The sequence below is a fragment of the Citrobacter sp. Cf072 genome (genome assembly GCF_030334485.1).
Classification (GTDB): domain Bacteria; phylum Pseudomonadota; class Gammaproteobacteria; order Enterobacterales; family Enterobacteriaceae; genus Citrobacter; species Citrobacter freundii.
Window position 1 is genome coordinate 775,882 of the sequence record NZ_JAOWDX010000047.1, and the last position, 12,805, is coordinate 788,686.

A 12,805-nucleotide genomic window follows, 5' to 3' on the forward strand; every position below is an offset into this window, starting at 1 on the left:
CCCCTATCTTTACTTCCTGTTTGTTATAATTTCTTCGGTTCCTTCAGCAAAACGGGATGGCGATGAAGCGACTTAAAAATGAATTCAATTCGCTGGTTAATCGTGGCGTAGACCGGCATTTGCGCCTGGCTGTCACCGGACTTAGCCGGAGTGGTAAGACGGCGTTTATCACCGCAATGGTTAATCAGTTACTCAATATTCATGCCGGTGCGCGTTTGCCGTTGCTCAGTTGCGTGCGCGAAGAGCGTCTGCTTGGCGTGAAACGGGTTCCACAACGCGATTTTGGTATTCCGCGCTTTACCTATGATGAAGGACTGGCGCAGCTGTATGGCTCTCCGCCGACCTGGCCGACACCAACGCGTGGTGTGAGTGAAATTCGTCTGGCACTGCGTTACAAGTCTAATGACTCATTACTGCGCCACTTTAAAGACACCTCCACGCTGTACCTGGAAATCGTCGATTATCCGGGGGAGTGGCTGCTCGATTTACCGATGCTGGCCCAGGATTATTTGAGCTGGTCGCGACAAATGACCGGATTATTACAGGGTCAGCGTGGCGAATGGTCGGCAAAATGGCGGCAGTTAAGCCACGGGCTGGATCCACTGGCACCTGCTGACGAAAACCGTCTGGCGGAAATTGCTGCTGCCTGGACGGAGTATCTGCATCAATGCAAGCAGCAGGGACTGCACTTTATTCAGCCGGGCCGTTTTGTTCTGCCAGGAGATATGGCGGGCGCGCCTGCGTTGCAATTCTTCCCGTGGCCGGACGTCGATGCCTGGGGAGAATCGAAGCTGGCGCAGGCAGATAAACACACCAATGCGGGCATGCTGCGCGACAGGTTTAATTATTATTGTGAAAAAGTCGTGAAGGGATTTTATAAGAATCACTTCCTGCGCTTTGATCGTCAGATTGTGCTGGTCGATTGCCTGCAACCGCTCAACAGCGGGCCACAGGCGTTTAACGACATGCGTCTGGCGCTGACCCAACTGATGCAAAGTTTCCATTATGGACAGCGCACGCTGTTTCGTCGGCTGTTTTCTCCGGTGATCGACAAACTGCTGTTTGCCGCCACCAAAGCTGACCATGTTACGGTCGATCAGCACGCCAATATGGTGTCGCTTTTACAGCAGTTGATCCAGGATGCCTGGCAAAACGCTGCGTTCGAAGGTATCAGCATGGATTGTCTGGGCCTGGCATCGGTGCAGGCAACCACCAGCGGCCTTATCGATGTGAAAGGTGAAAAGATCCCCGCGCTGCGTGGTAATCGTCTGAGCGATGGCGAACCGCTAACCGTTTATCCGGGGGAAGTGCCCGCGCGTTTACCTGGACAGGCATTTTGGGACAACCAGGGCTTTCAGTTTGAGGCGTTTCGCCCGCAGGTTATGGATGTCGATAAGCCCTTACCGCATATCCGTCTTGATGCCGCGCTGGAGTTTTTAATAGGAGATAAATTGCGATGAGCGAGCCGTTAAAACCGCGTATCGATTTCTCAGGTCCGCTGGACGTGGAACAAAATGCGGCGTTTAAAGCGCAGCAGATGTTTAACGAAACGGAGGCGCAAACTTTTTCTCCGGCTACAGTGGATGAACCACTGGAAGACGAAGGTCAGGCAGAAGCCGTTATTGATGCGGCCCTTCGCCCTAAACGTAGTCTGTGGCGTAAGATGGTGATGGGTGGCCTGGCGCTGTTTGGCGTGAGCGTTGTCGCTCAGGGTGTGCAGTGGACCATGAATGCCTGGCAGACTCAGGACTGGGTCGCGCTGGGAGGATGTGCCGCAGGCGCATTGATTATCGGTGCAGGGGTTGGATCGGTGGCGACCGAATGGCGTCGGCTATGGCGATTGCGTCAGCGCGCGCACGAGCGCGATGAAGCGCGAGATCTGCTCCACAGCCATGGAACCGGAAAAGGCCGTGCATTTTGTGAAAAGCTGGCGCAGCGGGCGGGCATCGATCAGTCTCATCCGGCATTGCAGCGCTGGTATGCCTCAATTCATGAAACGCAGAACGATCGTGAAGTGGTTAGTCTGTACGCCCATCTGGTGCAGCCGGTGCTGGATGCGCAAGCCCGGCGTGAGATTAGCCGTTCAGCGGCAGAATCCACACTGATGATTGCCGTCAGTCCGCTGGCGCTGGTGGATATGGCGTTTATCGCCTGGCGCAATCTGCGGCTGATTAATCGTATTGCTTCGCTGTATGGCATTGAGCTGGGTTATTACAGCCGCCTGCGTTTGTTCCGTCTGGTGCTGTTGAATATCGCTTTTGCCGGGGCCAGTGAACTGGTGCGGGAAGTAGGAATGGACTGGATGTCGCAGGATTTAGCCGCCCGCTTATCAACGCGTGCAGCTCAGGGCATTGGCGCGGGGTTATTAACGGCGCGTCTGGGCATTAAAGCTATGGAACTTTGCCGACCATTGCCGTGGATCGATGATGATAAGCCACGGCTGGGCGATTTCCGCCGCCAACTGATTGGTCAGGTGAAAGAGACCTTACAAAAGAATAAATCTCCGCGCGAAAGTTAACTATAAAACAGGCGCCGATCGTTTAACTTTACGCCCCGGCGCCCAATTTTCCAGCTCGCTGTCAATATTTGTTGACAGAGTTCTTCCTGCAAACCAAATACTGGCTTATCATTTAACACATAATCCCTTGTCCAGGTGAAGGTTCCTATGCGTTTGGAAGTCTTTTGTGAAGACCGTCTTGGTCTGACCCGCGAACTGCTCGATTTACTGGTGCTGAGAAGCATTGATTTACGCGGTATCGAGATTGACCCCATCGGGCGAATTTACCTTAATTTTGCGGAGCTGGAGTTCACCAACTTCAGCAGTCTGATGGCTGAAATCCGCCGTATATCAGGCGTTACGGATGTGCGTACTGTACCCTGGATGCCTTCCGAACGTGAACATCTGGCGCTGAGCGCGCTGCTTGAAGCGTTGCCAGAACCGGTCCTTTCTCTGGATATGAAAAGCAAAATCGAGATGGCGAATCCTGCGAGCTGTCAGCTTTTCGCCCACAGTCAGGAACGGATGCGCAATCATACCGCTGCCCAGTTAATCAATGGGTTTAACTTCCAGCGCTGGCTGGAAAGCAATCCGCAGGATTCCCATAGTGAACATGTCGTGATTAACGGACAGAATTTCCTGATGGAAATTACGCCTGTCCATTTGCAGGGCGAAAATCAGGAGCAGATGCTGACCGGTGCGGTGGTGATGTTGCGCTCCACTATCCGAATGGGACGCCAGCTGCAAAATATGACTACGCAGGATCTCAGCGCGTTTAGCCAGATTATTGCCGTCAGCGCCAAAATGAAACACGTGGTGGAACAGGCGCGCAAGCTGGCGACGCTGAGCGCGCCGCTGCTGATTACAGGTAATACCGGCACCGGCAAAGATCTCTTTGCTCATGCCTGCCACCTGGCAAGTCCGCGTGCGTCGAAACCGTATCTGGCGCTGAACTGCGCGTCAATTCCTGAAGATGCGGTTGAAAGCGAGCTGTTTGGCCATGCGCCGGAAGGTAAAAAAGGCTTCTTTGAGCAGGCGAATGGCGGTTCGGTTCTGTTAGATGAAATTGGCGAAATGTCGCCGCGTATGCAGACCAAATTGCTGCGTTTTCTCAATGACGGCACGTTCCGTCGTGTGGGAGAAGATCACGAAGTTCATGTTGATGTTCGCGTGATTTGCGCAACGCAAAAGAACCTTGTGGAACTGGTGCAGAAAGGACTTTTCCGTGAAGACCTCTATTATCGTCTGAATGTACTAACGCTAAACCTGCCGCCGCTGCGCGATTGCCCACAAGATATTATGCCGCTTACCGAACTGTTTGTGGCGCGTTTTGCCGACGAGCAGGGCGTGCCGCGTCCGAAACTGTCCGCAGATCTCAGCACGGTACTAACTCGTTATGGTTGGCCGGGCAACGTGCGTCAGCTTAAAAATGCGATCTACCGGGCTCTGACCCAGCTAGAAGGCTATGAGCTGCGACCACAGGATATTTTGCTGCCGGATTACGATGCGGCAACGGTTGCTGTCGGAGAAGAGGTGATGGAAGGGTCGCTGGATGAAATCACCAGCCGCTTTGAACGCTCCGTGTTGACGCAGCTGTATATGAATTATCCCAGCACGCGCAAGCTGGCCAAGCGCCTAGGTGTTTCGCATACTGCGATTGCTAACAAATTGCGTGAGTATGGACTGAGCCAGCAGAAAAAAAGCGAAGAGTAATGCCGTAAATGAAAATGCCTCCATGTGGAGGCATTTTTGTATGCAGACGCAGCTTACGCTTTCAGTACGTCCAGCGCAGCGGTGTAGTCTGGTTCGTTGGTGATTTCATTGACCAGCTGGCTGAAAACAACGTTATCATTTTCATCAATAACGACCACGGCACGTGCGGCCAGGCCTTTCAGTGGGCCTTCAGCGATTTCAACACCGTAGTTTTTCAGGAATTCTGCGTTGCGCAGGGTGGACAGCGTGATAACGTTGCTCAGACCTTCCGCGCCGCAAAAACGAGAGTGGGCGAATGGCAGGTCGGCTGAGATGCACAGTACGACGGTATTGTCGATTTCTGTCGCCAGTTGGTTAAACTTACGTACCGATGCCGCGCAAACGCCGGTATCGATGCTTGGGAAAATATTCAGCACTTTGCGCTTGCCTGCGAACTGGCCCAGCGTAACGTCAGACAGGTCTTTAGCCACAAGGGTAAAAGCCTGAGCTTTGCTTCCAGCCTGAGGAATAGAGCCGGCAACTGCAACCGGGTTGCCCTGGAAATGAACGGTTTGTGACATGGTTATCTTCCTGTTTACATATAGTTAACGTCGAGGCTAGTTTATGCCATCAGCAGTTAACACGGCAAACGCTATTTGCGGATATCCGCTTCAGGGACTGCATTAAGGAAAACAAATGAGAACAGTTAAGGTATATGAGGAAGCCTGGCCGCTGCACACTCCCTTTGTCATTGCCCGTGGGAGCCGGACCGAAGCGCATGTGGTGGTTGTCGAAGTGGAAGAAAACGGCGTCACAGGTATAGGCGAGTGCACACCGTACCCGCGCTACGGTGAAAGCGATGCCTCAGTGCTGGCGCAAATTATGAGCATTGCGCCACAACTGGAAAACGGAATGACGCGTGAAGAGCTGCAAAAGCAGCTGCCAGCGGGGGCAGCGCGTAATGCCGTGGATTGCGCGTTGTGGGATCTAAGCGCGCGTCAACAGCAGCAGTCGCTGGCGGAATTAGTGGGAAGTGAACTGGCGGAAGTGGTGACTACGGCGCAAACCGTAGTGATTGGCTCGCCGGAACAAATGGCTGCGAGCGCGGCTGCGCTGTGGGAAAATGGCGCGAAATTGCTGAAAGTTAAACTGGATGCTCGCTTGATTAGTGAGCGAATGGTTGCCATTCGTGCAGCTGTTCCTGACGCCACGATTATTGTCGACGCCAACGAATCCTGGCGGGCAGAAGGCCTTGCGGCACGCTGTCAGCTGCTGGCTGATTTAGGGGTTGCGATGCTGGAGCAGCCGCTGCCGGCGCAGGATGATGCCGCGCTGGAGAATTTTGTACATCCGCTGCCCATCTGCGCAGATGAAAGCTGCCACACCCGTAGCAGTCTGAAAGCGCTGCACGGACGCTATGAAATGGTCAATATCAAACTGGACAAAACAGGCGGCCTGACGGAAGCGCTCGCGCTGGCAACCGAAGCACGCGAGCAGGGATTTGCGCTGATGCTGGGCTGCATGCTGTGTACCTCCCGGGCGATCGGCGCGGCATTACCCCTTACGCCACTGGTTAGCTTTGCCGATCTTGATGGCCCAACGTGGCTTGCCACCGATGCGGTGCCAGCCCTGCATTTTACGACCGGGCAGCTCCATCTCTAGGGTGCCAGCGCAGGAGATTGGACATGGCCAGCAGGTATTTTTCGCTCGCTTCATCCGAGGAAATGGGCGGAAATTCGGCGGTTATACAGTGTAAGTTTAGGTCTGCGCACCAGCTACCAAAAGAGCCGGGCGTTTCATAACCTACACTGGTGACCAGAGGCAATTCAAACGATTGTGCCAGCCACGCGCCCAGCTCGCTGCTTCTGGGATCTTCAATACAGGCCAGTGGATCGTGAAAAGAGACTACCCAGGCGGGATGAATTCGGTGAATAAGCTGACACAATGCCTGGGTTTCTGGTTCCGAGCCCGGATGATCGCCGGTCAACAACACCACATCACGCTCTTCTGCGCTACTGTTCCAGCGATACACCGTTTCGCCTGCTTTCCAGTTTGCGGCGGGAAAGTTACGGTTAAGATCGACGCCGTTCGCATTTGCGCGCAGCCCAAGCTGGCAACCGTCAGGGTTTACGGCTAGCACCACATGATGGCGACGCAGGGAAGGGTTAAGCGTACGCAATGCGCAGGAAAGGGTAACGACCGAGGAGTTTTCGTCGCCGTGCGTTCCCGCCAGTATCAGGCCGCTTTCACGATCGGCTGCCAGTGCAGGAAACCAGATTAGCGGTGCGCCTAACAATGAACGTCCGTAATGTTCGGTTCCAGGTGGGAATGCGCCGCGCTCGGCACGGGGACGGGTAACGGTCATAGTCATCTCTGAATGCTTGGATTGTTACTCGCAGTGTTGTGCAAAATGTATGGATAATCAAATCGTTTTCACACACTTATCTTTTCAGGTGTAATATCACTTTCTTGTCGGAAGTTAATTGCATTTCCTGCTGGCGATACAAATAATTACACATTCACTTAGTAGCCGGAATCGAGGGTATCTTATGCAGCATTCTGTTTCAGTAACCTGTTGTGCGTTGTTGGTTAGCAGCATTTCTTTATCCTGGGCTGCTGATGTTCCCAGCGGAACGGTACTGGCAGAGAAACAAGAACTGGTGCGTCATATAAAAGACGAACCGGCGTCGCTTGATCCGGCAAAGGCCGTCGGGCTCCCTGAGATTCAGGTAATTCGTGATTTATTTGAAGGGCTGGTCAACCAGAATGAGAAGGGTGAGATCGTACCTGGCGTCGCTACCCAGTGGAAGAGTAACGATAACCGCATCTGGACGTTTACGCTGCGCGACAATGCGCAATGGGCGGATGGTACGCCCGTAACGGCGCAGGATTTTGTCTACAGCTGGCAGCGTCTGGTTGATCCAAAAACGCTGTCGCCGTTTGCCTGGTTTGCTGCGCTGGCGGGTATTAATAATGCTCAGGCTATTATCGATGGCAAAGCAACGCCTGATAAACTTGGCGTTAGTGCTGTCGATGCGCGGACATTGAAAGTTCAACTGGATAAACCGCTGCCCTGGTTTGCCAATCTGACGGCGAGTTTTGCATTTTATCCGGTACAAAAAGCCAACGTTGAGAGCGGCAAAGAGTGGACCAAACCGGGTAACCTGATTGGTAACGGCGCCTATGTGCTAAAAAATCGCGTCGTGAACGAAAAACTGGAAGTTGTCCCGAACACGCATTATTGGGACAACGCCAGAACAGTGCTGCAAAAAGTTACCTTCCTGCCAATTAACCAGGAATCGGCAGCGACCAAGCGCTATCTTGCTGGTGATATTGATATCACGGAATCCTTCCCGAAAAATATGTACCAGAAACTGTTGAAGGATATCCCGGGTCAGGTTTACACCCCGCCGCAGCTTGGTACTTATTATTATGCCTTTAATACCCAGAAGGGACCGACTGCCGATTCACGCGTGCGTCTGGCGCTCAGCATGACTATCGATCGTCGCCTGATGGCGGAGAAGGTGCTGGGTACCGGTGAGAAGCCTGCATGGCATTTTACGCCGGATGTAACGGCAGGATTTGTGCCTGAACCTTCACCGTTTGAGCAAATGAGTCAGGAAGAATTGAATGCGCAGGCGAAAACGCTGCTGCGTGCGGCGGGCTATGGTCCACAGAAACCGCTTAAACTGACGCTGCTGTACAACACCTCAGAAAATCATCAGAAGATTGCTATCGCAGTGGCTTCTATGTGGAAGAAAAACCTTGGTGTTGACGTGAAACTGCAAAACCAGGAGTGGAAAACCTATATTGATAGTCGTAATACCGGCAACTTTGATGTGATCCGTGCCTCCTGGGTGGGTGACTACAATGAACCTTCTACGTTCTTGTCGCTATTAACATCGACCCATACGGGCAATATCTCCCGCTTTAATAATCCGGCATACGATAAAGTGTTGACCCAGGCTACTCTGGAGAATACAGAAAAAGCGCGGAATGCTGATTATAACGCTGCGGAGAAAATTCTGATGGAACAGGCGCCTATTGCGCCGATCTATCAGTACACTAATGGGCGTTTAATTAAACCGTGGCTGAAAGGGTATCCGATTACTAACCCTGAAGATGTGGCCTATAGCCGCACAATGTATATCGTTAAGCACTAATCAGTACCGGTTGCCTGTTAACGCAAGATAACCATGGCTAAACCCAGAACTGGCGCGGCTTGCAGCGCCAGTTTCTCCTTCTGACCATCACCCGCCACAGCAGAAAACATCACTTTTCTGACGGTATTTTTGACGTATTCAACAAAAAGCAGAAGTCCAGCGTCAGCCGCATGCTCGCTAAACTTGTCGAAGCAGGAGAACTCAAAGAAAGCCCTTCCGCTGAAGATGCGAGGACGAAACAGCTAAGCCTCACCGGGAAGGGCACAGAGACCGTGCATAGCATAAATACTTACGCTGACGAACGTGTGTCAGCAGCACTTGGTCAGCTCGATCCGTTTACCCAGGAAGTTTTATCACGGGGCCTTTCTTCTTATGCCAGCGCGTTGAAAGCCTGTCGCGAAAACATCGAAGGCAAAGTGCGAAACAGCTTCAAAATTGTTACGGGTTATCATGCAGGTATGATTGGACGCATTACTGAAATGCATGGTGGCTATTACGCCAGAGAGCATAACTTCGGCCATTTTTTTGAAGGGAAGGTTGCAGCAGGCCTTGCTGATTTTTCAGGACGTCTGGACAAACCATGTAATCAGATTTGGCTTGCAATGGTTAACGAGCGCATCGTCGGCTCAGTTGCAATCGACGGTGAGGATTTGGGAAATAATGAGGCGCATCTGCGGTGGTTCATCCTTGACGATGGATGCCGTGGTAGCGGATTGGGCAGGAGACTCATTGCAGAAGCGATGAAGTTTTGTGATGAGCAGAGGTTCACTTCGGTACAATTGTGGACATTCAACAAACTTACAGTGGCAAGACGATTGTATGAATCATTCGGATTTGAATTATCGAAAGAATGGGATGGCGATCAGTGGGGGAGTACTATTACTGAGCAACAGTTCACCCGAAAAGTCATCTAAACATTCCTAACCACTTATCCCTTTTGGACATGATTTCTTAGTTGACTTGTTTCGACTATTCTCTCTGCCCTAAATTAGTCATGTCGGCTCCCGACACGAAGCAGCCTGCCAGGATAGATTTGACAGCAGATTAACTGGCAATCTGTGGGCTGGCTGCCAGTTATATCGGTGAAATTTAATTTGCACTCATTACTATCTGGAATGCAACAACCAGTTTTGAACACCTTCGAATGCGCAATCAATAGCGCCAGCAAGATACCCGGAAAATCCTGGAGACCACTCGCTAGCAATACACGTGATTTTACCTTTCCATATACCTTGTTTTGGGGCCGGGAATGGTAAGACGTGGCTGGCCTCCTGCAAAAGATCAAAATCTGTTGTTGTTAATGGGTCTGATGCCCAATCTTTGATAAATTCTGCAATAGGGTCCGAAGCCTCAGGCCCAAATAATCGTATGAGTTGATTGCGGCACAGTTGTTTAAGCTCGGTTTCGGAAACAGTCCATCGTGTTTTTGCAGGAACACCGATAAAACCAAATATTGCAGTAAATCCGGTATCAGGTTCTGATACATCGTGTATCTCTACCATTGGTCCTGTCCGGCTACTGGCATCCCCGGACAGATTCTTTCCTGTGAGAAAATCCCCTTGGTAAATAGCGGCATACTTAGCCTGGGGGGCCATCCAGGTCGGTATTTTCTCCCAGTTCGACTGGAGACCATCCGGTAATACAGGCGTAAATTTGATTCCGGCTGCAAGTGCTGGAGGCATTGCTATAAAGACATGTCCACAGGTGAAGATTGTGTTTTTACCCTCATTAGAGCATGTTCTGACCAAAATATCCTCGCCGGAACAGGTAATTGCATCAACCTGCTCATTGAGCAGGATGCGTTCTGCCGGTAAAAACTGCAGCAGTTGGGTCGTGAATGCCTGCATGCCGCCTTTTAATCTGAATGATTCTGGTGCGGATGCGTAGGCAGGAAAACGTTCAGGAGCAACGTTATTTTGACGTTCAAAGAGCATATCCCCAGCTCTGGTTTGAGGAATGATCGGAATACCAAGTTGTCGAATCAGATGAGAAAGATCAGGTTGAATATCAGGCCAGAACCACGTAGCGCCCATATCAATATGTGTATTGATATGGGTACCATCTAAAATCTGGCTCGACAATACGCGACCACCAACACGCTCCCGTGCTTCAAGAAGTCGGTAATCGATCCCTGCTTTTTCGAGAAGCGTGGCAGCATAGAGTCCACTCACCCCAGCTCCGATGATAAGAACTTTACTTTTACTCATGGTATAGCTCCGGTTAACGTCGCTGGACTCAAATGTCCTGTTTTTAAGTACAATTTAGCGCCTGATGCTGATGCTATCAGGGAGGGCATATCTCCTGGCGGTAACCTGAGCCAGCTTCCCTTTTCATAACGACCAAATGGATCTGTCAATTCGCCTTCCAGAAGAAGAATTTCGGCTCCACCATTCAATGGTGAGCAAAAAAGACGTTCTCCAGCTTTGACTTTTAGTAATACCACGCATTCACGGACACTGTTATACAAAGGACATACTTCACCTTGTGCATAGTAATGCCAGTTTTTGGGGTCATTAGTGTCTATCCTGACATACTGGTTTTCTTCAGCAGTCATCTGACGAAGTTTTACGAAAATGGTCGTCCCATCTTTACTGGAGGGCTGATGTGAAGAACCGTCAGGACTACGCAAATACCATCCTGCTGAATAGTCAGTGTTGTATTCAGTGAAGATGCCGCTTAATACCAGAATTTCTTCACCACCGGGATGATTATGCATTGGAAAAATTGAACCTGGCTCATATCTGACAAGACTTGTTGCTCTTGCCTGTTCATTGCCTATCCGGTCAAACATCATTCGCTTTATACCCGAACGAGGTGAGCAAACCCACTGGTAATTATTTGGCGTGACGATAGTGTGCTGTGAGAAATCAGAATTAAGTTGCATCATATGTTGCCATTAGACGGCATCCATTGGATGCCGTATGAAGGGTTATTTATTCGGCAGGTTGTCGTATACATCCAGTGCGCGCGCTGTGTAGGTGAGGGCTGCCCCAGTATTCATTTTTATAGCCACGGACAATGCTTCAGCAATCTCTTCCCGGGTTGCGCCATGTTTCACGGCCGCATCGACGTGCACTGCCAGACAACCATCGCAACGGGTAGTAACCGCCACGGCCAGCGCAATCAATCCCTGTGTTTTGGGGGCCAGATGCCCATTTTCTAAAGTCCCCTTGTCCATTTGCTGAAAGCCTTTCATGAACTCCGGCTGTAATTTTGCAAATTTACCAATGGCAGCCAGCAGGCCACTACGATATTCATTCCAGTTTGAAAGCATATCTGCTCCTGTTTTATATTAGAGAATTGTGTATTCAGATTACATCATAAATGCGAATACCTGGTGCCTGGTTCAGAAAAGGTTTTAATTCTTCCACAACATCTTTTGTAAATAATTCACTGGTAAGATACGCCTGCGCTTGAGCAGTAGTTTCAAAGCCATGTAAAACTTGCACATCTTCATCCCGAATAAGCAATTCTTTTGAGGTCGCTCCGGCAATGGTATTTAAAAATGGCGCTTTATATTTTTGATAAACATTTGCTGCGGCAGGGCGGTTGTGGTTGCTGATATTAAGCGTGATTTGTAAGTAAGCCATAGTATTCTCCTTCAAAAGGGACCGAGATGTGCAAAGTATTCACAGTCATTGACGAATGACAGTAGGGGAATTATCAACATGACCGTCTGATCTAACAAATCACATATTCTTGTGTGGCGGAGAAGATTTTCTATGTTGTGTATTGTGCTGACGAGGACTTAATTCACCTGGGGGGCTGGAATATAGGGGCCTCATTAGAATATTTTTTTTGAACAAAGCCCCTTGTATAGGCAATATTAGCGGTGGAGAGGTAGGTTTTTAGTATTGATTGATAACATGGTTTGCCACTTTGCCAGTGTTAAACTCGCCAGTTTTCCCAAAGCCAGATAAAAAGGATGTCCGGCATTCTCAATGAACACCTCGAGGAAACGGGATGACCATGGGAACAGATGCCATGCCAGTAACTGTTCACATTCGCTGTGCCGACTCTGCTCTGCAAGCCAGGCCGCCATCAGTAATAAATAACCAAAGTGATCTTCTGGCTCATTTTGCTGCATCTCGAACTGAATACTGTTCTCCCGCATCCACTGGCGCAGCGCCAGTGTGGATTCACCAAATAAAACGTTCTCACGATCCAGCCAGACGGAGCCCCATGGCGGTGACGGTAAGGCATAAGGCCCGATAAATAAATGCTGAAAGGACTCAGTAAGAGAGTCATCGCCGCCATCTTTAAACATTCTTGCAAGTTGAGGCAACTCCTCCGACGGCAGCGGCCATTGTGTTTGCCATTCATCAGATGTGAATGCTGAAACCAGCGGAGAGGCTTCAGCACTCTCTGGCGCAAAGTAAAAGAGGGCGCCCAGTACGCGTGCCGTCATGGAAAAATTGTCACGTTGTGTGAAATCAGTCATAAAACCATTCCG

At 50.6% G+C, this 12,805-nt stretch carries 13 protein-coding genes; 6 read left to right on the forward strand and 7 right to left on the reverse strand.

Translation table 11 applies throughout. The features are described from left to right. Positions 1 to 62 precede the first annotated feature (62 nt). The 3 genes from OGX66_RS22495 to tyrR all read left to right on the forward strand — a co-directional run bounded on the left by OGX66_RS22495 (position 63) and on the right by tyrR (position 4,210). Positions 63 to 1,460, forward strand: coding sequence for a YcjX family GTP-binding protein (locus OGX66_RS22495; protein ID WP_003020444.1), 1,398 nt, complete (start codon positions 63 to 65; stop codon positions 1,458 to 1,460). Then, entirely contained in the window at positions 1,457 to 2,518 is a 1,062-nt protein-coding gene (locus OGX66_RS22500; protein WP_270921838.1) for a YcjF family protein, read from the forward strand. The genes OGX66_RS22495 and OGX66_RS22500 overlap by 4 nt, the downstream gene beginning before the upstream one ends. Before the next feature lie 147 nt (positions 2,519 to 2,665). Next, positions 2,666 to 4,210: a transcriptional regulator TyrR gene (tyrR, locus tag OGX66_RS22505; protein WP_032935606.1), complete on the forward strand. Its 1,545-nt coding sequence runs from the start codon at positions 2,666 to 2,668 to the stop codon at positions 4,208 to 4,210. Between the two features lie 53 nt (positions 4,211 to 4,263). Here the strand turns inward: tyrR and tpx are convergent, their stop codons facing one another. Beyond that, on the reverse strand, positions 4,264 to 4,770 hold the full coding sequence (gene tpx / locus OGX66_RS22510; protein WP_003020437.1) for a thiol peroxidase: 507 nt from the start codon (positions 4,768 to 4,770) through the stop codon (positions 4,264 to 4,266). A gap of 115 nt (positions 4,771 to 4,885) precedes the next feature. Between tpx and ycjG the strand changes: the two genes are divergently transcribed. Beyond that, a complete protein-coding gene (gene ycjG / locus OGX66_RS22515) occupies positions 4,886 to 5,851 on the forward strand; it encodes an L-Ala-D/L-Glu epimerase (RefSeq protein ID WP_003840784.1) in 966 nt (321 codons plus the stop codon). On the opposite strand, the gene mpaA is transcribed toward ycjG, so the two are convergent. Next, complete coding sequence (mpaA, locus tag OGX66_RS22520; protein ID WP_003020433.1) at positions 5,826 to 6,554, reverse strand: murein tripeptide amidase MpaA; 729 nt, start codon at positions 6,552 to 6,554, stop codon at positions 5,826 to 5,828. The genes ycjG and mpaA overlap by 26 nt on opposite strands. A 184-nt stretch (positions 6,555 to 6,738) precedes the next feature. On the opposite strand from mpaA, the gene mppA reads away from it, so the two are divergent. Further along, positions 6,739 to 8,352, forward strand: coding sequence for a murein tripeptide ABC transporter substrate-binding protein MppA (mppA, locus tag OGX66_RS22525; protein ID WP_270921837.1), 1,614 nt, complete (start codon positions 6,739 to 6,741; stop codon positions 8,350 to 8,352). Positions 8,353 to 8,522: 170 nt separating this feature from the next. After that, positions 8,523 to 9,266, forward strand: a complete 744-nt coding sequence (locus tag OGX66_RS22530) for a helix-turn-helix domain-containing GNAT family N-acetyltransferase (protein WP_270921876.1) — start codon at positions 8,523 to 8,525, stop codon at positions 9,264 to 9,266. Positions 9,267 to 9,458: 192 nt separating this feature from the next. Here OGX66_RS22530 and OGX66_RS22535 read toward each other — a convergent pair whose 3' ends face one another. From OGX66_RS22535 to dmsD, 5 genes are all read right to left on the reverse strand, one after another. Next, a complete protein-coding gene (locus OGX66_RS22535; protein ID WP_058842691.1) occupies positions 9,459 to 10,559 on the reverse strand; it encodes a flavin monoamine oxidase family protein in 1,101 nt (366 codons plus the stop codon). Next, positions 10,556 to 11,239, reverse strand: coding sequence for a cupin domain-containing protein (locus OGX66_RS22540; protein WP_081321255.1), 684 nt, complete (start codon positions 11,237 to 11,239; stop codon positions 10,556 to 10,558). The genes OGX66_RS22535 and OGX66_RS22540 overlap by 4 nt, the downstream gene beginning before the upstream one ends. A gap of 42 nt (positions 11,240 to 11,281) precedes the next feature. Next, positions 11,282 to 11,626 (reverse strand): carboxymuconolactone decarboxylase family protein, encoded by a 345-nt coding sequence (locus tag OGX66_RS22545; RefSeq protein WP_270921836.1) that lies wholly within the window; start codon positions 11,624 to 11,626, stop codon positions 11,282 to 11,284. A gap of 34 nt (positions 11,627 to 11,660) precedes the next feature. Continuing rightward, positions 11,661 to 11,942, reverse strand: a complete 282-nt coding sequence (locus OGX66_RS22550) for a hypothetical protein (RefSeq protein ID WP_058842688.1) — start codon at positions 11,940 to 11,942, stop codon at positions 11,661 to 11,663. 236 nt (positions 11,943 to 12,178) lie between these two features. After that, positions 12,179 to 12,793: a Tat proofreading chaperone DmsD gene (dmsD, locus tag OGX66_RS22555; protein WP_270921835.1), complete on the reverse strand. Its 615-nt coding sequence runs from the start codon at positions 12,791 to 12,793 to the stop codon at positions 12,179 to 12,181. Positions 12,794 to 12,805 lie beyond the last annotated feature (12 nt).